The following is an 18,114-nucleotide window of genomic DNA, read 5'->3' as shown; positions in this document are numbered from 1 at the left end:
GCGAGGCCCCGGGGGATTGGGGGAACGAGGCGCGCACAAGGTAGAGTGGTCCGGTCGTCCGCGGGACGGGTGTGCATGCAGGCAGCTGCGCAGACCCGTGCAGACCCTGTCGGACGGCCACCTGGGGCCTTAGCCGCGCTGCGCACGAACAGCAGCGCATCCATGGTCGGTCCCACGCCCGTCGGAACCTTCTCCGCATCCGGGTGTGACGTCTACAACGACAGGAAGTATCTCTGTGAGCAGTGTGACCCGTTCGCGCCGCCAGGTTCGCCTGAGCCGCGCCCTCGGCCTGGCCCTGACGCCCAAGGCCGTCAAGCACTTCGAGAAGCGCCCCTACCCGCCCGGTGAGCACGGCCGTGCGCGTCGTCGCACCGAGTCGGACTACGCCGTCCGCCTGCGCGAGAAGCAGCGCCTGCGCGCGCAGTACGCGCTGCGCGAGAAGCAGATGGCCCGTGCGTACGAGGACGCCCGCAAGGCCCCGGGCCTGACGGGTGAGGCGCTCGTCGAGAACCTCGAGACCCGCCTGGACGCCCTCATCCTGCGCTCCGGCTTCGCCCGCACGATCCTCCAGGCCCGCCAGGTCGTCGTGCACCGCCACATCCTGGTCGACGGCAAGATCGTGGACCGTCCCTCGTTCCGCGTGAAGCCGGGCCAGACGCTCCAGGTCAAGCCGAAGAGCCAGGCCACCGTGCCGTTCCAGGTCGCCGCCGCCGGCGCGCACCGCGACGTGCTCCCGAACCTGCCCGGCTACCTGGACGTGCAGCTCGAGAAGCTGAGCGCCGTGCTGGTCCGCCACCCGAAGCGCGTCGAGATCCCCGTGACGTGCGAGGTCCAGCTGGTCGTGGAGTACTACGCCCGCTGATCCGCGGTTGACACGAACGCCCCGCTGCGCCTCGGCGCACGCGGGGCGTTCGTGCGCGGGTAGGGTTTCCGCGGGGTCGACGGCCCCGGGACCAGGAGGCTGGACATGTCGGTGGGTGACGTCGCGGGGTTGATCGCCGCGATCGCGTTCGTGCTGCTCGTGGGCGTGCTGGCCATACCGCTGGTGAAGCTGGGCCGGGTGTTCGACGAGACGACGGCGTCGGTCAAGGAGATCACCGCGCACACGGTCCCGGTCCTGGACGAGACCGCCACGCTGGTGGCGTCGTCCAACACCCAGCTGGAGAACATCGACACGGTGACCACGGCCGCAGCGCAGGTCTCCGAGAACGTCTCCGCACTGACCGCCCTGTTCGCCGCGACCGTCGGGTCGCCGATGATCAAGGTCGCAGCCTTCTCCTACGGCGTGCGACGGGCCCTGTCGGGTCTGGGCGCGAGCGCGCGCAAGGGCCGCTGATGCGCCGCCTGGTCTGGATCGGCGTCGGCGTCGTCGTCACGATCGTCGTGATCCGCAAGGGTCGCGCGGTGATCGAGGCCTACGTCCCCGCCGGCGCCACCGACGCGGTGAGCAGCGCGGCGCGGTTCGGGTCCGCGCTGCGGACCGTGCGCAGCGAGTTCGTCGCCGGGATGTCCGAGCGCGAGCGTCAGCTGCGGCACGACCTCGTCGGCGACGTCGACGTCGACCAGCTCCGCGCGGAGCGGCCCGAGCGTGTCGCGGACCTCAAGCGGTCGGTGCGCAGGTCGCGGGCAGACGACCTGGGTCCGACCGAAGACCCTGACGACGACGACGGCTACACCTTCTTCTAGCGACAATCGCGTCGACCGACGCCACGCACGACCCGCACGATGGGGCACCACCCCGAGACACCACGAGAGATGGACACGATGCGCACCGCCGAGATCCGCCAGCGCTGGCTCGACTACTTCGAGGGCCGCGGCCACACCGTGGTGCCGTCGGCCCCGCTGATCTCGCCGGACCCGTCGACGCTGTTCGTCATCGCGGGCATGGTGCCGTTCATCCCGTACATGCTCGGCGAGCAGACGGCGCCCTGGCCGCGCGCGACGAGCGTGCAGAAGTGCGTGCGCACCCTCGACATCGAGGAGGTGGGCAAGACCACCCGCCACGGCACGTTCTTCCAGATGAACGGCAACTTCTCGTTCGGCGACTACTTCAAGGAAGGTGCGATCACCTACGCGTGGGAGCTGGTCACGGGCTCGCAGGAGACCGGTGGCTTCGGCTTCGACCCGGACTCCATCTGGGTCACGGTCTTCCACGACGACGACGAGGCGGCGGCGCTCTGGAAGCAGGTCGCGGGTCTGCCGGACGAGCGCATCCAGCGGCGCGGCTGGAAGGACAACTACTGGTCGACCGGCGCGCGCGGCCCCGCGGGTCCGTGCTCGGAGATCTACGTGGACCGCGGGCCGGAGTTCGGCGCGGAGGGCGGCCCCGTCGTCGACGAGGACCGCTACCTCGAGATCTGGAACCTCGTCTTCATGCAGTACGAGCGCGGTGACGGGGGCGGCAAGGAGAACTTCCCGATCCTCGGCGAGCTCAAGCAGAAGAACATCGACACGGGCATGGGCCTCGAGCGCGTCGCGTACCTGCTGCAGGGCGTCGACAACCTGTACGAGATCGACGAGGTCTTCCCGGTCATCACGGGTGCGCAGGAGCTGTCCGGCAAGCGCTACGGCGCGGTCCAGGACGACGACGTCCGCATGCGGGTGGTCGCGGACCACGTCCGCAGCGCGCTCATGCTCATGGGCGACGGCGTCACCCCGTCCAACGAGGGGCGGGGCTACGTGCTGCGCCGCCTGCTGCGCCGGTCGATCCGCGCCATGCGCCTGCTGGGCGTCGAGGACCTCGCGCTGCCCACCCTGCTCCCGCTGAGCAAGGACGCGATGAGCCCGAGCTACCCGGAGCTCGCGACGAACTTCGAGCGCATCAGCCAGGTGGCGTACGCGGAGGAGGACACGTTCCGTCGCACGCTCGCGGCGGGCACGACGATCCTCGACACGGCGGTGCAGGCGGCGAAGGCGACCACTGTGCCCGCAGGCTCCCCGGTGCTCACCGGCTCCCAGGCGTTCCAGCTGCACGACACCTACGGCTTCCCCATCGACCTGACGCTCGAGATGGCGGCGGAGCAGGGCGTGCAGGTCGACGAGACCGCGTTCCGCAGCCTGATGAAGGAGCAGCGCGAGCGCGCGCGCGCAGACGCGCTGGCCAAGCGCGCGGGTCGCGCGGACAACGCCGCGTACCAGGAGCTCCACAGCACGCTGAGCAGCGCCACCGCCAAGCCGGTGCAGTTCGTGGGCTACACGGACTCCGTCGCGAAGTCCCGCGTGGTCGGCCTGCTGGTCGACGGCGTCCCCGCTCCGGCGGCGACGGCACCGGCCGACGTCGAGGTCGTGCTCGACGTGACCCCCTTCTACGCGGAGTCGGGCGGCCAGCTGGCCGACACGGGCACGATCGTGCTCGACGGCGGCGCCCGCATAGAGGTCGACGACGTCCAGGCGCCGGTCAAGGGCCTGTCCGTGCACCACGGCCGGCTGGTCGACGGCACGGTGACGTTCGGCGAGTCGGCGACCGCGTCGATCGACGTCGACCGGCGACGCGCGATCGCGCGCGCCCATACGGCCACCCACCTCGTGCACAAGGCCCTGCACGAGTCCGTCGGCGAGAGCGCGACGCAGGCCGGCTCGCTGAACGCGCCCAGCCGACTCCGGTTCGACTTCCGTTCGCCGTCGGCCACGCCGTCCCAGGTCGTCGCGGAGATCGAGGCGCGCGTGAACGAGCGGCTCCAGGACGACCTCGAGATAACAGACTCGGTCATGCCGATCGACGAGGCCCGCGGGCGCGGGGCGATGGCCCTGTTCGGCGAGAAGTACGGCAACGAGGTGCGCGTCGTGGACATCGGCGACGGCTGGTCCCTCGAGCTGTGCGCGGGCACGCACGTCAAGCGGTCCGGCGAGCTCGGGCTCGTCACGCTGCTGTCCGAGTCCGCCATCGGCTCGGGCGTGCGACGTGTCGATGCGCTCGTGGGCGCCGGGGCGTACGGGTACCAGGCGAAGGAGCGTGCCCTCGTCGGCCAGCTCTCGGGCCTGCTCGGCGCGCGCCCCGACGAGCTGTCCGAGCGGGTGTCCGGCCTGCTCAGCAAGCTCAAGGAGTCCGAGAAGGAGCTCGCCACGCTGCGCCAGGCGGCGCTGCTCGCGCAGGCCGGCTCGTTGGCGTCCGGAGCGCAGACCGTGGGGGAGACCCGGGTGGTCACCCACGACGCGGGCGACGTGGCGTCGAGCGACGAGCTTCGGACCCTGGTCCTGGACGTGCGCTCGCGCCTCGGCGAGTCGGGCCCGTCGGTCGTCGCGGTCGGCGGGACCAGCAAGGGTCGGCCCGTCGTCGTCGTCGCGACCAACGCCGCGGCCCGGGAGCGGGGCGTCCGCGCGGGCGCGCTCGTGCGGACCGCGTCGACCATCCTCGGTGGGGGTGGCGGCGGCAAGGACGATCTGGCGCAGGGCGGCGGCACCGACCCCGACAGGCTCGCGGACGCGCTCGCCGCACTGGCCGGCGCGGCGAACGGCTGACGTGTCCGGTCGTCGCGACACACCCGATCCCGTGGTGCGGGGCGTCCGGCTCGCCGTCGACGTCGGCTCGGTCCGCGTCGGACTGGCCGCCAGCGACCCGGACGGGCTCCTCGCGACGCCCGTCGCCACGCTCGCCCGGGACTCCAGCGGCAAGGGTCGGCTCCCCTCGGACATCGCGTCACTGGTGGCAGAGGTGGGCGAACGACGTGTGGGTGTTGTGTACGTCGGGCTACCCAGACACTTGTCCGGGTCGGAAGGTTCCGCATCTCAGGCCGCTCGCGCGTACGCTGTCCAACTGGCGCAAGCCATCTCGCCGGTGACGGTGCGGATGGTCGACGAGCGGATGAGCACGGTGTCCGCCCATCAGGCGCTTCATGCGTCCGGCCGATCCGGACGCAGCCACCGCACGGTCGTCGACCAGGCGGCAGCGGTGGTGATCTTGCAGTCCGCGTTGGACGCGGAGAGTGCGACGGGGCGACGTCCCGGAGAGCGGGTCGTCGTCGATCCGCCCGAGCACCCTCCGGCGGCGCGCGGGGGGGCTGCGGGCGACGCACAGACGACGGTGGAGTGACGCGCACGTGAGCAATCAGACCGAATGGTGGGCCCCGGTTGAGCGAGGTGACGAGGTGACGTCCGACCTGTTCGGAGGCGAGCCCGGTGCTCCCGATCCTCGTCGTTCGTCCCGGTCCCGCGACCGGGCCAAGGAGCAGCGCGAGCGCAAGCGCCGTCGCCGCCGATCGGTCGGCGTCCTCGTGGTCGCCCTCGTGATGGTGCTCGGCGCCGGATACGTCGTCGTCGAGCTGATGGGTGGATTCTTCAACGGCGGTTCGGCCACCGCGGGCAACGTCGACGACTACCCCGGTCCGGGTCACGGCAGCGCCACCGTCGTGATCAAGCCCGGGGCGACCGGCTCCCAGATGGCCGCAAGCCTCGTCGACGCAGGCGTCGTGGCGAGCACCAAGGCGTTCAACCAGGCGTTCGCCGACAACCCGGGGAGCAGCAAGATCCAGCCCGGCACGTACAACATGCTGCTCGAGATGAAGTCGTCGGACGCCGTGACCGCGCTCCTGGAGCCCGCCAGCCGGGTCTCGTTCAAGGTCACCATCGCCGAGGGCCTGAACAAGGACCAGACGGTGGCCAAGATCAACGAGAAGACGTTGATCCCCGTCGCCGACCTGCAGGCAGCGATCGCCGATCCCGCCTCGATCGGCCTGCCGGCCGAGGCCGGCGGGAACGTCGAGGGCTGGCTGTTCCCGGCGACGTACGACGTCGAGCCCGGTTCGAGCGCCGCGAGCGTGCTCAGCCAGATGACCGCTCAGACGATCAAGCAGCTCCAGGCCGAGGGCGTGCCGCAGGACCAGTGGGAGACCGTGCTCATCAAGGCGTCGATCGTGGAGCGCGAGGCCAAGCTTCCCGAGGACCGGCCCAAGGTCGCGCGTGGCATCGAGAACCGGCTCGCCCGGCAGATGCCGCTCGGCATCGACTCGACGACGGCGTACGGGCTCGGTGTGACCCGAGCGCCTACGGCCGCCGAGAACCACGACGCCAGCAACCCGTACAGCACGTACGTGCGCGTCGGGCTCCCGCCCGGCCCGATCGCGTCCCCGGGTACGGCGTCCATCGACGCCGTCATGAACCCCGCCGACGGGACCTGGCTGTTCTGGGTGACGGTCAACCCGGTCACGGGCGAGACGCTGTTCGCCGACACGCAGGACGAGCAGGACGCGAACATCCAGAAGCTGCGCGACTGGAACGCGGCGAACGGGAAGTGACGGCGGCCGCTCCGCGGCGAGCGGCAGTCCTGGGTCACCCGGTCGCGCACTCGCTGTCGCCCGCGCTGCACCGCGCTGCCTACGCGGCGCTCGGGCTCGACGCGTGGAGCTACGACGCGGTCGACGTGACCGAGGACGGGCTGCCGGGTTTCGTCGCTGGTCTCGACGAGACCTGGGCCGGGCTCAGCCTGACCATGCCCCTGAAGCAGACCGTGATCCCGCTGCTCGACCACGTCGAGCCGCTGGCGCAAGTGGTCGGCGCCGTGAACACCGTGCTGCTCCAGGGCGCCGGGGGGTCGCGCGTGCTCGTCGGCGCCAACACCGACGTGCACGGGCTGGTCGCGGCGCTGGGCGAGGGGCTGCACGGGCGTCCGGTGGTCACGGCGGCGGTCCTCGGCGCCGGCGCGACCGCGTCGTCGACGCTCGCGGCCCTGGCCCAGCTGGGGTGCGCCTCGCCGGTGGTCTACGTCCGCGCCCTGTCGCGGGCCGGCGCTCTGATGCGCGCCGCGCACCGGATGGGCGTCACGCCCGTCTTCCGGTCGCTCGACGCGGCCGCCGCCGAGGTCGGACGGGCGGACGTCGTCGTGTCGACGCTGCCCCCGCGCGCCGCCGACCCGCTGGCGGCCGAGCTCGCCGGGCCGGTCTCGGGCGTGCTGCTGGACGTCGCCTACGACCCCCGGCCGACGGCGCTGTCCGTCGCATGGGTCGCCGCCGGGGGAGTGAGTGTGGCGGGCGAGCGGATGCTGCTGCACCAGGCCGCGGAGCAGGTCCGGTTGATGACCGGGCACGCCGGACCGCTCGCCCCGATGTCCGCCGCGCTCGAGGACGGCCTGGGCGCCGGCTCCTGACTCGTCGTGGCTGAGGCGGCCCGACGCCGGTCCGGTGGGCACGCCCACCGAAACTCGCCCTTCGCGTTGCTCACCCGGCTACGGGTGGATGCCGATGGGTGGGTAGACCCGCGCTGCCACCCCGGCCGCGGCTCGATCGGAGGTACGCGCGTGAAGCAGCTCGGGGAGATCCTGCTCGACGAAGGGCTCGTGACCGAGGGCCAGCTGCTCGCGGCGCTCGACGAGACGATGGCCCGCGGGTCGTCCTTGGGTCGGACCTTGGTCGAGCTCGGTGTGCTCACCGAGGGCCAGCTGGTGAAGGCCCTGGCCGCGCAGGTCGGCATGCAGTTCATCGACCTGGACGACTACCCGGTCGACCGCACGGCCCTGAGCCTCGTGCCCGCCGCGCTCTGCCGCCGCTACACCGTCCTGCCCGTCGCCCTGGAGGGCGGCTCGATCGTGCTTGCCACGGCCGACCCCGGCAACGTCATGGCCGTCGACGACGTGCGTTCGATGGCGGGCATGCCGGTCATCTCGGTCGTCGCGACCCACGACAACCTCATGCGTGCGATCGACCGGTTCTGCCGCGCCGACGACGAGATGGAAGGCCTGTCGCAGGCGTTCGAGGACATCGACGTCGAGCCCGAGGCCGACCTGTCGAAGATGGGGGAGATCTCCGACGACGACGCGCCGATCGTGCGGTTCGTCAACCTTCTGGTGACCCAGGCGATCACCGACCGCGCGTCCGACATCCACATCGAACCGTCCGAGCACGACCTGCGGGTCCGGTACCGCATCGACGGCGTGCTGCACGAGACCCAGCGCGCCCCCAAGCAGATCCAGAGCGGCGTCATCAGCCGCGTGAAGATCATGAGCGACATCGACATCGCCGAGCGCCGCAAGCCGCAGGACGGCCGCATGTCGGTGGTCCACAACGGCCGCAAGATCGACCTGCGCGTGGCCACCCTGCCGACGGTGTGGGGCGAGAAGATCGTCATGCGCATCCTCGACAACTCCACCGCGAGCCTGGACCTGCGCGACCTGTCCTTCCTCGAGTCCAACTACGAGGTCTACAGCGAGGCGTACACCAAGCCCTACGGGATGATCCTGGTCACCGGCCCGACGGGTTCGGGGAAGTCGACCACGCTGTATGCGACGCTCAACGCCGTCTCCAAGCCCGAGATCAACGTCATCACGGTCGAGGACCCGGTCGAGTACCGGCTCGACGGCATCAACCAGGTCCAGGTGAACGTCAAGGCCGGACTGACCTTCGCCGGTGCGCTCCGGTCGATCCTGCGGTCCGACCCGGACGTGGTCCTCCTGGGTGAGATCCGTGACCACGAGACCGCCCAGATCGCGATCGAGGCCGCGCTCACCGGTCACCTCGTCCTGTCGACGCTGCACACCAACGACGCGCCCTCCGCAGTCACGCGCCTGACCGAGATGGGCATCGAGCCGTTCCTCGTGGGCTCGGCGCTCGACTGCATCGTCGCCCAGCGCCTGGCCCGCCGGCTGTGCACCAAGTGCAAGGAGCCGTACCAGCCGACCCCGCAGGAGATGCTCGCTGCACGGTTCCCGTGGGTCGACGGCGAGCCGCTGCCGGAGCTCATGCGACCGGTGGGCTGCGTGACGTGCTCGAAGACCGGCTACCGCGGCCGGCTCGCGCTGCACGAGGTCATGCGCGTGACCGAGGACATCGAACGTCACGCGGTCGCGCACTCCTCCTCGACGGACATCGCCGCGACCGCGCGCGCGCAGGGCATGATCCCGCTGCGCGACGACGGCTGGCAGAAGGTCGCCCTGGGTGACACGTCGATCGAGGAGATCCTGCGCGTCGTCGCGTAGGCCCGTGCACCCACCGAGGTGCGGCTATGTCTCAAGTCAGGCACCCGTCGGACCGATGAACGCTCCAGAACGACGTGCCGGTGGACTCATGTCCGTGTCGTCCCGCACCAGCCGAACACGTGGAGGAATGACGTGAGCGAGTCCTATCAGGCCCCTCTCGGGGAGCCCCAGCGGCAGCTGCCGCCCTACCGGCAGGCCGGCCCTCAGCCGCTCGGTGCCGACGCACCGGTCCTGCAGACCAGCTACTCGCCCATCCCGTCGCAGAGCGTCGTGCCCACCGGGCCGCCGCCACCGGTCGCCTCGCCGCCGTCGTACCAGCCGCCGGCGCAGGCTCCGTACGCTGGTGGGCCCCCGGCTCCGTACCAGGCGGCACCTCCGGCACCGCAGGCTCCTGTCCATGCCGCGCCGCAGGCTCCGTACCAGGCCTCGCCGACCGCTCCGACCACCTTCCTGCCGGCCCCGCAGCAGCCGAGCGAACCCCGCCCGGCACCGGTGGCCGCCGTGCCGTCGCCCCCGGCGCCCCCCGCACCGCCCACTCAGCGCGCGGCGGGACGCGACCGTGTGCCGCGCCGCGGGATGGGAGAGGACTCGCAGGAGGGCGACCTGCCCATCGACGCGATCCTGACGGAGATGGTCCGGGTCGGCGCCTCGGACGTCCACCTCACCACCGGCACGACGCCGATGGTCCGCATCTCGGGGTCCCTGCACCCGCTGGACGGCTTCGGCCAGGTCATGCCCGAGGGCCTGCGTCGCTCGCTCTATGCCTTCCTCACCCAGAAGCAGCGCGAGAAGTTCGAGGCCAACCTCGAGCTGGACCTGTCCTACGCCGTCCGCGGCCTGGCGCGGTTCCGGGTGAACATCTACCAGCAGCGCGAGTCGATCGGTGCGGCCTTCCGTGTCATCCCCTACGAGATCAAGCCGCTCGAGCAGCTCGGGGTGCCGGCCGTCGTCGGCACCTTCGCCGGGCTGCCCCGTGGTCTCGTCCTGGTGACCGGGCCCACCGGTTCCGGCAAGTCGACCACGCTCGCGTCGATCGTCGACCTGGCCAACCGCACCCGCCAGGACCACATCATGACGGTCGAGGACCCCATCGAGTTCCTGCACCGGCACAAGAAGTGCGTGGTCAACCAGCGTGAGGTCGGGCAGGACACGCACTCGTTCGCCAACGCGCTCAAGCACGTCCTGCGGCAGGACCCGGACATCATCCTGGTCGGCGAGATGCGCGACCTGGAGACGATCTCCGTGGCCCTGACGGCGGCCGAGACCGGTCACCTGGTGTTCGCCACGCTCCACACGCAGGACGCCGCCCAGACGGTCGACCGCGTGATCGACGTGTTCCCCGCGCACCAGCAGGCGCAGGTCCGCACGCAGCTGGCCGGCGCGCTCCAAGGCGTCGTCTGCCAGACGCTGGCCAAGCGCTCCGACTCGCCCGGTCGTGTGGTGGCCACCGAGGTGCTCACCGCCACCCCGGCCATCCGCAACCTGATCCGCGAGGGCAAGACGCACCAGATCTACTCGGCGATGCAGGCCGGTGCCAAGCAGGGCATGCACACGATGGACCAGCACCTCAGCGAGCTGGTCAAGACCGGGAAGATCACCTACGAGACCGGACTGGAGAAGTGCCACCACGTGGAGGACTTCAACCGTCTGACCGGCCGGTTCTCCGGCGGGTCGCAGGGCGCAGCCGGCCTGGGTGACCAGGCGAGCATGGGCGGGTCCTCGCACGGAAGCCAGACGCTCTGATGGCCGGCGGGACGAAGACGTACGAGTACGCCGTCCGGGACAAGTCGGGCAAGATCGCGAAGGGTCGCGTCGAGGCGCCCAACCAGGCGGCCGTGGCCAACCGGCTGCGGGAGATGGGCCTGGCCGCCGTCTCGATCTCCGAGGTCAGCACCGGTGGCTTCAACACCGAGCTCAGCATCCCCGGCTTCGGCGGCAACAAGATCTCGCTGAAGGACTTGGCGATCATGTCGCGCCAGCTGGCGACGATGATCGACTCGGGCCTCTCGCTTCTCCGCGCGCTGTCGATCCTGGCGGACCAGACGGAGTCGAAAGCGCTCGCCAAGGTCGTGGCGCAGGTCCGCAACGACGTCGAGGTCGGCACCGCCTTCTCGGTCGCGCTGAACAAGCACGCCGACGTCTTCCCGCCGCTGATGATCAACATGGTCAAGGCCGGCGAGGTCGGCGGTTTCCTCGACGAGACGCTCATCTCCGTGGCCAACAACTTCGAGGCCGAGGTCAAGCTCCGCGGCAAGATCAAGTCCGCGATGACCTACCCGGTCGTGGTGTTCGTCGTGGCGATCCTGGCCACCACCGGCATGCTGCTGTTCATCGTGCCCGTCTTCGCGGGCATGTTCGCGTCCCTCGGTGGGCAGCTGCCGCTGCCGACGAAGATCCTCATGTGGCTGTCCCAGTTCGTGAAGATCACGATCATCCCGTTCACCATCGCCCTCGTGATCTTCTCCGTCTGGTGGGGAAAGCACAAGAACGACCGCGGAATTCGCGAGCGCGTCGATCCCTGGAAGCTCAAGGTGCCCGTTTTCGGGCAATTGTTCCGAAAGATCGCGGTCTCCCGGTTCACGCGCAACTTCGGCACCATGCTGCACGCCGGCGTCCCTTTGCTGCAGGCCCTGGACATCGTCGGCGAGACCAGCGGCAACCTCGTGATCGAGAAGGCCGCCAGAGCCGTCCAGGAGTCCGTCAGGCGAGGCGAGTCTCTGGCTGGGCCCCTCTCCCAGCACCCCGTGTTCCCTCCGATGGTCGTGCAGATGATGGCGGTCGGTGAGGACACCGGCGCGCTGGACACGATGCTGGGCAAGGTCGCCGACTTCTACGACGACGAGGTCGAGGCGACCACCGAGCAGCTCACGAGCCTCATCGAGCCCCTCATGATCGTCGTCATCGGCGCGATCGTCGGATCCATGGTCATCGCCATGTACATGCCGATCTTCGGAATCTTCAACCTGATCAGCTGAGCATTGCTCCGCCCGAGTGAATTGGGGCGCAGAGGGAACCTCGGCTCAAGGTCAGGGCGCATCCGCCCGATACAGAAATTGCTCGACTGAACCGGCACCAGCCGGACTGAACGTGACACCGACATCCGCAACTCATTCTTAGGGGAGCTGACCGTGATCGCTCGCATTCGTAAGTCCATGGACGAGAAGGACAAGGGATTCACCCTTATCGAGCTCCTCGTCGTCATGATCATCATCGGGATCCTCGCGGCCATCGCGATCCCCGTCTTCCTGAACCAGCGCAAGAAGGCTCAGGACACGGCCGCGACGTCCGACGTCTCGACCCTCGGCAAGGAGGTCGCCACGTACTACGTCGACGCGACCGCCCCGCTGGCGGGTGCCGGCGGCGTCGCGCTCGACTCGGCGGGTGCCCGTTACCTCGTCGCCACGAACGACGTGGGCAAGGCGTCCAACATCACGCCGGTCGTGACGTACAAGGAGCCGAGCCCGACCGACACCACCGCGGACTCGACCGGCTGGTGCGTCCAGATCGCGTACAGCGGCGGCACCAAGAGCGTCGTCTCGTACTCGGCCGCGAACGGTCTGACCAAGGGCGTTGCCTGCCCGTGATGCGAGCAGCCGCGACCTCGTCGCGGTAGGTACGTCGGAGGGGCGGGAGGCACAGGCCCCCGCCCCTCCGTCGTACGGCTGGACCCCAGATGGACTCGCACGACCGCGAACGGAGAGCCGATGATGCGCCGAGCACTACGGCATGCAGGGCAGGACGCCTCGGAGCAGGGCACGACGCTGATCGAGCTCGTCATCGCGATGGTGATCCTCGGCTCGATGGCGATCGCGGTCATCGGCATCATCATGAACACGCAGGCACAGGGCGTCCGGAACCGTGACCGGATCGCCGCCGCGAACCTCGCGGCCCGTGAGATCGACCTCGTGCGCGAGCAGTTCGGCGCGACGGACTCCGGCCCGGTCGACCTGGCCAACGCCGGCCTGGTCGTCAACCCGAACCCCCTCGTCGGCGGCACCGCCGGGCAGCCCCTCGTCGTCGACGGCACCCGGTACACGGTGAGCCGCAGCTCCGCGTGGAACATCACCGGCACGGGAGCATCCGCGTGCGAGGGCGGATCGCTCGTCGCCTATCCCAGCCTCGGCGTGAACGTGACGGTCACCTGGGCCCACATGGGCTCCGTCAAGCCCGTCACCAACAACGCCTCGTTCGCCCCCGACAAGGACACCGGCGTCTCGACCCTGGACTCGTTCATCGCCGCGAAGGTCGTCGACCAGGACGCGGCACCCCTCTCGGGGATCCAGGTGACGGCGACCGGCACCGCGGTGACCAGCGCGTTCACCGACTCGACAGGGTGCGCGGTCATCCGCGTGACCCCGGCGGCGGCGGGCACGACGTACGTCGTCAAGGTCAACAACAGCTCGTACGTGGACATCTCCGGCAACGTGAACCCGTCCAAGAGCACGGGGCCTCTGCTGCCGAGCAAGATCTACTCCGGCGCCAGCTTCGCGGTCGGCAAGGCAGGCTCGGTCACGCTGCACCTGGTGCGGAGCGACGGGGGAGCGCTCAGCGACGCCCAGGTCAACGGGTCCTCGGTCAGCCTCGTCGCCTCGCAGTACTCGGGCGCGAGCGGCCAGTCCACCCGGACCGTCACGGGTGTGACCACCGTCCTGTCCGGGATGTACCCCACGACCTACGGCGGTTTCTTCGGCGCCGTCGCGCCGGCCGGCGGGTACTCGGTCAGCAAGCTGACCGCCGGCGGCTCGGTGACCCTCGACATCCCCTTCGAGATGGCGCACATCGGCGTGGTGAACCTCCCCGCCGGTACCACCAAGGTGGTGGCGGTCCCCGCGGGCACCGCGACCACGTGCCCGGCCGCCTCCGGGTTCGCCGCGTCGGGTACCGAGGCGTCGTTCGACCTCATGCCCGGCGCCTATGACCTCTACGCCATCGGCTCGAACTTCGCCTGCTCACCCGGTCCGAAGGCCGTCGCCTACGGGTCGGGCGACAACGACGACACCACCTGGGGGAGCACGATGCTCCAGCTGCAGAGCGTCCCGGGCGGCGGCAGCGTCTGGATGGTCGAGAAGAAGGCGTCCGGACTGGGCGCCACCCCGTCGACCTGCCCGGCGATCGCCTCGCCGCCCGCGATCAACGTGGACGCGGCCAGGACCGCACCGATGGCCATCCCGGCCGGCGACTACTACGTCTGGCAGACGAACGGCGCGTCCAACGGCACGTGCGTGCTCTTCCCCACCGCGATCAACTCGTTCACCGTCCCGTACGGGGTCACGACGTTGAAGGCCTTCCCGACGACGTACGCCACGCTCGCGGTGAGCGGGCTGAGCAGCTCCCGGTACGTCGTCTGGAGCACCTCGTCGACCACCTGCACGACCACGACGGCGACGCCGACCCCGACGCTCGGCGTGCAGGGACCGACGACGACCAGCAACTCGACGCTGAGCATCCAGGCACCTCGCCCGCTCACCGCCCCGAACACGACGTACTACGCCTACGTGTGGAACAAGAGCTCGGGCGGCAACGCCTGCACCTCGATCGGCACGTACGCCGTCGGTCCGTCGTCCGGCACGCTGACCAAGACGTCCTCGGACGCACCCACGGCGGTGAAGGGACCATGATCACCACGATCCGTCGACGTCTGGGCGACCGCGACCGCGGTACCTCGCTGGTCGAGATGCTCATGACGATGATCATCTTCGGGATCGTCATCGCAGCGACGGCCTCCCTGACGATCGGGTTCGCCCGGACCAACGGACAGAGCGTGAGCCGGCAGGACCAGATCGACGTCGCGCGCACCACCGTGGAGACGGTCTCCAAGAAGCTGCGCACGGCGGTCATGCCCAGTCAGCTGACGTCGACGTGCACGTTGTGCACGCAGGACGCGTTCGTCGTCGGCAAGGACTACTCCGTGCAGTTCTACGCGAACATCAACAACCCGGGGAACACCGTCGGGCCCAGCCGCGTGACGTACGCGATCACGGCGACCGGGACCGGTGTCGGGACCCTGGTCGAGAAGGTGCAGACGCCCGACTCGAACGTACCGACGTCGTCGGGCTACGTGTACTGCGACGCCGAGGCGTCCGGTGCGACGTCTCTGTGCAAGGCGCGGCTGAACACCCAGACGCTCGCGAGGGGGGTCCAGACGGCGACGGGGACGCCGATGTTCGCCTACTACGACGGCGCGGGCACGCGCCTGTTGCCGGCGTCCGGCGCCTCACTCTCGGCGACCGACCTGTCTCACGTCCTCGCAATCGAGCTCACGGTCACGGTGCAGGCCCAGAACACCACCCGCGTCAGACCCACCACCTACATCCAGCGACTGACCCTGCCGAACGCGCAGGCGATCTTGCGCCAGGAGGATGACGGCTCGTGATCCGCTCCAGGTTCGCTCCCGCCCCGGACGGGGACGAAGGCTTCGCCCTGGTCTTCGTCGTGGGCACGATGCTCATCCTCGCGATGCTCGCCCTGACGGCGCTCGCCTACTCGCTGTCGAGCCAGAAGTTCGCGCGATACGACCAGGACTTCTCCGGGTCGATGACCGCTGCGCAGTCCGGTGTCGACGACTTCATCTCGCGCCTGAACCGGGACGACACGTACTACAAGACCATCGACTGCACGAACCTCGCGCTCAAGGGGCCAGGCGTCACGGGCAACACTTGCGGCTGGACCAACGCGACCCCGATGGGCTGGCTCCCGGTGAAGGCGGGCACCACCGACCCCAAGGCGGCGTACTTCCACTACTCGCTGGACGCCTCGAAGGCAGGCACAGACGGCACGGTCACGCTGACGGTGACGGGCCGCATCAACGGTAGGTACCGGACCGTCGAGGCCGCCGTGGGCAAGGGTGGGTCGACCGACTACGTCTACTACACCGACTTCGAGTCCGCCGACCCGTCGAACGTCCAGGCCTACCCCTCAGCGCCCTCCGCCGCCTGCGGCGGCACCGGGTACGCCAACGCGCAGTACTGGTGGGAAGGCCGCAACAACGCGTCCTGCGTCGAGATCACGTTCGTCGCCGGCGACACGCTCGACGGCTCCGTCTTCTCCAACGACTCGGTCCTGGCGAGCGGCCCGACGTTCACCAACGGGTTCACGACGGCCAACCCGGAGTGCAACGCGGCCACGGTCACGTCGACCCAGAGCACCTGGAAGTACTGCCTGCGCAAGCAGAACAGCGGCAGCTACTCGACGGCGAACTTCAACGGCGTCAAGCCCCAGTACTCGACCAACGGGCCGCTGTACCTCGACGACACGTCGGCGGCCTTCGCGGGATATCCGGGCTGCCACTACCACGGATCGACCCGGATCGTCTTCAACTCCAACGGGACGATGACGGTGTGGAGCAAGTCCGTCAACAACGGCGGCGTCGCGCCCACGTCGATCGCGCCTCCCGGCGGCTCGGCACCGAACTGCGGGCTCGTCAGCGATCTGAACAATGCCGCGGGTGCGAACGTCCCGGTGCCCGACAACATGGTCATCTACGCGTCCGGCGACACGTCCGGCCTGGCGCACACGAGATGCGACGCCGGTCAGATCGGTGGACCCTCCGGCTCGACGCTGCCGCTCGGCACCTACACGGGCGCGGTCGCCGCCGCCAAGCCGACGGCCAACAACCAGTCCTACACGTACGACCTCACCTCGACCGAGACCACGAAGTACTGCCAGGAGGGCAACCTCTACGTGCAGGGCGTCCTGAAGGGCCGGACGACGCTGGCGGCCGAGCAGTCCGTCGTCGCGACCGGCGACATGGTGCTCGCGGGCGGCCTCAACGGCCCGGACATGCTCGGCATGGTCGCCACGAACTCGGTGGAGGTCTACCACCCCTGGATGGTGAAGGTCGCCGGCCCGACGAGCGGGTGCCCGAGCACCAGCTGCAAGTGGGCGACGACCACGACCGACGTCGGCGAGGTCAGCGGCTGGCCGGTCCAGTACGCCGACCCGACCGGTGCCGTCGTCGTCAACGGTGTCGACATCATGGGGTCGATCCAGACGCTCCAGCACTCGTTCTACGTGCAGCAGTACGCCAAGGGCTCCGGTCAGGGACTGCTGCAGGTCAACGGATCGATCGCCCAGCGCTGGCGTGGCATCGTCGGGACGGGCACCGGTGCGACGGGCTACCTGAAGAACTACGTGTACGACAGCCGACTGAAGTACGCCGCGCCGCCGTACTTCCCACGCTGGGTGAACGCCCAGTGGTCGCAGCGGTACTTCGGTGAGGTCAACACGCCGAAGGCGAACCGCACCTGATCCGAACGGAACGAGCGCCGGAAGGGGCGTTCGACTCAGGAAGTGCCGCCGACGCGCCGATCATCCTCTAGGACCTTGCTGCACACCTGGAGAAGGACGACGCGATGACGACTGACCGACTGCTCGAGCCAGAGACCGCAGCCCTGTGACGGGGATCCTGGTGGTCCTCGCCGGGGTCGTCGGCCTGGTGATCGGCTCGTTCCTCAACGTGGTGGTGTGGCGGGTGCCACGCGGCGAGTCCGTGGTGCACCCGCCCAGCGCCTGCCCCAGGTGTGGGCACGCGATCCGGTCGCGCGACAACGTCCCGGTCGTGTCGTGGCTCGTCCTGCGCGGCCGGTGCCGTGACTGCGGGAACCCCATCTCGGCCCGGTACCCGCTCGTCGAGGCCGGCACGGGCGTGCTGTTCGCGCTCACGGCGTGGTTCACCGGTCCGAGCTGGGTCCTGCCGGCGTTGCTGTACCTGGCGGCGATCTCGGTCGCCCTGGCGCTCATCGACCTCGAGACCCATCGGCTTCCGGACGCGATCGTGCTCCCGTCCTACGGCGTCGCCCTCGCCCTCTTGGCGCTGGCGAGCTGGAACCCCGGAGGAGAGGCCGACTGGACCGCCCTCGGACGTGCGCTGATCGGTGGCGTCGCGATGTTCCTCGTCTACTTCCTGCTCGTCCTGGTGTACCCCCGCGGGATGGGCTTCGGCGACGTGAAGCTCGCCGGTGTGCTCGGCCTCTACCTGGGCTGGTTCGGCTGGGGTGCCTTGGCCATCGGGTGGTTCAGCGCCTTCCTGCTGGGCGGCATCTTCTCGTTGGCCCTCGTCGTGCTCGGGCGAGCGGGTCGGAAGTCCGGCATCCCGTTCGGCCCGTGGATGCTCCTCGGCGCGGCCGTGGGCATCGTCGCCGGCGAGCCCGTGTGGTCCTGGTACCTCTCCATCATGTGAGCGCCGCCCGGGCGCCATCCGTTGCCCCGGAGTG

The 18,114-nt window shown here is 69.8% G+C and carries 15 protein-coding genes; all 15 read left to right on the top strand.

Annotated elements, in window-relative coordinates; all coding sequences use genetic code 11:
* Nucleotides 1-235 precede the first annotated feature (235 nt).
* The 15 genes from rpsD to ACPPVS_RS09610 all read left to right on the top strand — a co-directional run bounded on the left by rpsD (nucleotide 236) and on the right by ACPPVS_RS09610 (nucleotide 18,080).
* Nucleotides 236-862 (top strand): 30S ribosomal protein S4, encoded by a 627-nt coding sequence (gene rpsD, locus ACPPVS_RS09680; RefSeq protein WP_426592063.1) that lies wholly within the window; start codon nucleotides 236-238, stop codon nucleotides 860-862.
* A 105-nt stretch (nucleotides 863-967) separates the two neighbouring features.
* Nucleotides 968-1,336 (top strand): DUF948 domain-containing protein, encoded by a 369-nt coding sequence (locus ACPPVS_RS09675; protein ID WP_426592062.1) that lies wholly within the window; start codon nucleotides 968-970, stop codon nucleotides 1,334-1,336.
* Nucleotides 1,336-1,686, top strand: coding sequence for a hypothetical protein (locus ACPPVS_RS09670; RefSeq protein ID WP_426592061.1), 351 nt, complete (start codon nucleotides 1,336-1,338; stop codon nucleotides 1,684-1,686). Before ACPPVS_RS09675 ends, ACPPVS_RS09670 begins: the two co-directional genes overlap by 1 nt.
* Before the next feature lie 78 nt (nucleotides 1,687-1,764).
* On the top strand, nucleotides 1,765-4,458 hold the full coding sequence (gene alaS / locus ACPPVS_RS09665; RefSeq protein ID WP_426592060.1) for an alanine--tRNA ligase: 2,694 nt from the start codon (nucleotides 1,765-1,767) through the stop codon (nucleotides 4,456-4,458).
* Between the two features lie 31 nt (nucleotides 4,459-4,489).
* Nucleotides 4,490-5,029, top strand: coding sequence for a Holliday junction resolvase RuvX (gene ruvX, locus ACPPVS_RS09660; RefSeq protein WP_426592059.1), 540 nt, complete (start codon nucleotides 4,490-4,492; stop codon nucleotides 5,027-5,029).
* Between the two features lie 55 nt (nucleotides 5,030-5,084).
* Nucleotides 5,085-6,230 (top strand): endolytic transglycosylase MltG, encoded by a 1,146-nt coding sequence (gene mltG / locus ACPPVS_RS09655; protein ID WP_426592058.1) that lies wholly within the window; start codon nucleotides 5,085-5,087, stop codon nucleotides 6,228-6,230.
* A complete protein-coding gene (locus tag ACPPVS_RS09650; protein WP_426592057.1) occupies nucleotides 6,227-7,078 on the top strand; it encodes a shikimate dehydrogenase in 852 nt (283 codons plus the stop codon). Before mltG ends, ACPPVS_RS09650 begins: the two co-directional genes overlap by 4 nt.
* Nucleotides 7,079-7,228: 150 nt before the next feature.
* Nucleotides 7,229-8,902 (top strand): GspE/PulE family protein, encoded by a 1,674-nt coding sequence (locus ACPPVS_RS09645; RefSeq protein WP_426592056.1) that lies wholly within the window; start codon nucleotides 7,229-7,231, stop codon nucleotides 8,900-8,902.
* A gap of 132 nt (nucleotides 8,903-9,034) precedes the next feature.
* Entirely contained in the window at nucleotides 9,035-10,645 is a 1,611-nt protein-coding gene (locus ACPPVS_RS09640) for a type IV pilus twitching motility protein PilT (RefSeq protein ID WP_426592055.1), read from the top strand.
* Nucleotides 10,645-11,877, top strand: coding sequence for a type II secretion system F family protein (locus tag ACPPVS_RS09635; RefSeq protein WP_426592054.1), 1,233 nt, complete (start codon nucleotides 10,645-10,647; stop codon nucleotides 11,875-11,877). The genes ACPPVS_RS09640 and ACPPVS_RS09635 overlap by 1 nt, the downstream gene beginning before the upstream one ends.
* A 153-nt stretch (nucleotides 11,878-12,030) precedes the next feature.
* A complete protein-coding gene (locus tag ACPPVS_RS09630) occupies nucleotides 12,031-12,486 on the top strand; it encodes a type II secretion system protein (protein WP_426592053.1) in 456 nt (151 codons plus the stop codon).
* Between the two features lie 120 nt (nucleotides 12,487-12,606).
* Nucleotides 12,607-14,520: a PulJ/GspJ family protein gene (locus ACPPVS_RS09625; RefSeq protein WP_426592052.1), complete on the top strand. Its 1,914-nt coding sequence runs from the start codon at nucleotides 12,607-12,609 to the stop codon at nucleotides 14,518-14,520.
* Complete coding sequence (locus ACPPVS_RS09620; RefSeq protein ID WP_426592051.1) at nucleotides 14,517-15,275, top strand: prepilin-type N-terminal cleavage/methylation domain-containing protein; 759 nt, start codon at nucleotides 14,517-14,519, stop codon at nucleotides 15,273-15,275. The genes ACPPVS_RS09625 and ACPPVS_RS09620 overlap by 4 nt, the downstream gene beginning before the upstream one ends.
* The gene (locus tag ACPPVS_RS09615) at nucleotides 15,272-17,149 is read left to right on the top strand and encodes a hypothetical protein (protein ID WP_426592050.1); all 1,878 of its coding nucleotides are present in this window, start codon (nucleotides 15,272-15,274) and stop codon (nucleotides 17,147-17,149) included. Before ACPPVS_RS09620 ends, ACPPVS_RS09615 begins: the two co-directional genes overlap by 4 nt.
* A gap of 145 nt (nucleotides 17,150-17,294) precedes the next feature.
* Nucleotides 17,295-18,080: a prepilin peptidase gene (locus ACPPVS_RS09610; RefSeq protein WP_426592049.1), complete on the top strand. Its 786-nt coding sequence runs from the start codon at nucleotides 17,295-17,297 to the stop codon at nucleotides 18,078-18,080.
* Nucleotides 18,081-18,114 lie beyond the last annotated feature (34 nt).

This window comes from Cellulomonas sp. McL0617 (assembly GCF_049994875.1).
Classification (GTDB): domain Bacteria; phylum Actinomycetota; class Actinomycetes; order Actinomycetales; family Cellulomonadaceae; genus Cellulomonas.
Note: the sequence above shows the minus strand (reverse complement) of the source record. Positions and strands in the feature narration are given on the sequence as shown.

Coding starts and splice junctions, on each gene's coding strand:
- ACPPVS_RS09675 (WP_426592062.1), top strand. CDS start 968: ATGTCGGTGGGTGACGTCGCGGGGTTGATCGCCGCGATCGCGTTCGTG.
- ACPPVS_RS09670 (WP_426592061.1), top strand. CDS start 1,336: ATGCGCCGCCTGGTCTGGATCGGCGTCGGCGTCGTCGTCACGATCGTC.
- alaS (WP_426592060.1), top strand. CDS start 1,765: ATGCGCACCGCCGAGATCCGCCAGCGCTGGCTCGACTACTTCGAGGGC.
- ACPPVS_RS09635 (WP_426592054.1), top strand. CDS start 10,645: ATGGCCGGCGGGACGAAGACGTACGAGTACGCCGTCCGGGACAAGTCG.
- ACPPVS_RS09625 (WP_426592052.1), top strand. CDS start 12,607: ATGATGCGCCGAGCACTACGGCATGCAGGGCAGGACGCCTCGGAGCAG.
- ACPPVS_RS09620 (WP_426592051.1), top strand. CDS start 14,517: ATGATCACCACGATCCGTCGACGTCTGGGCGACCGCGACCGCGGTACC.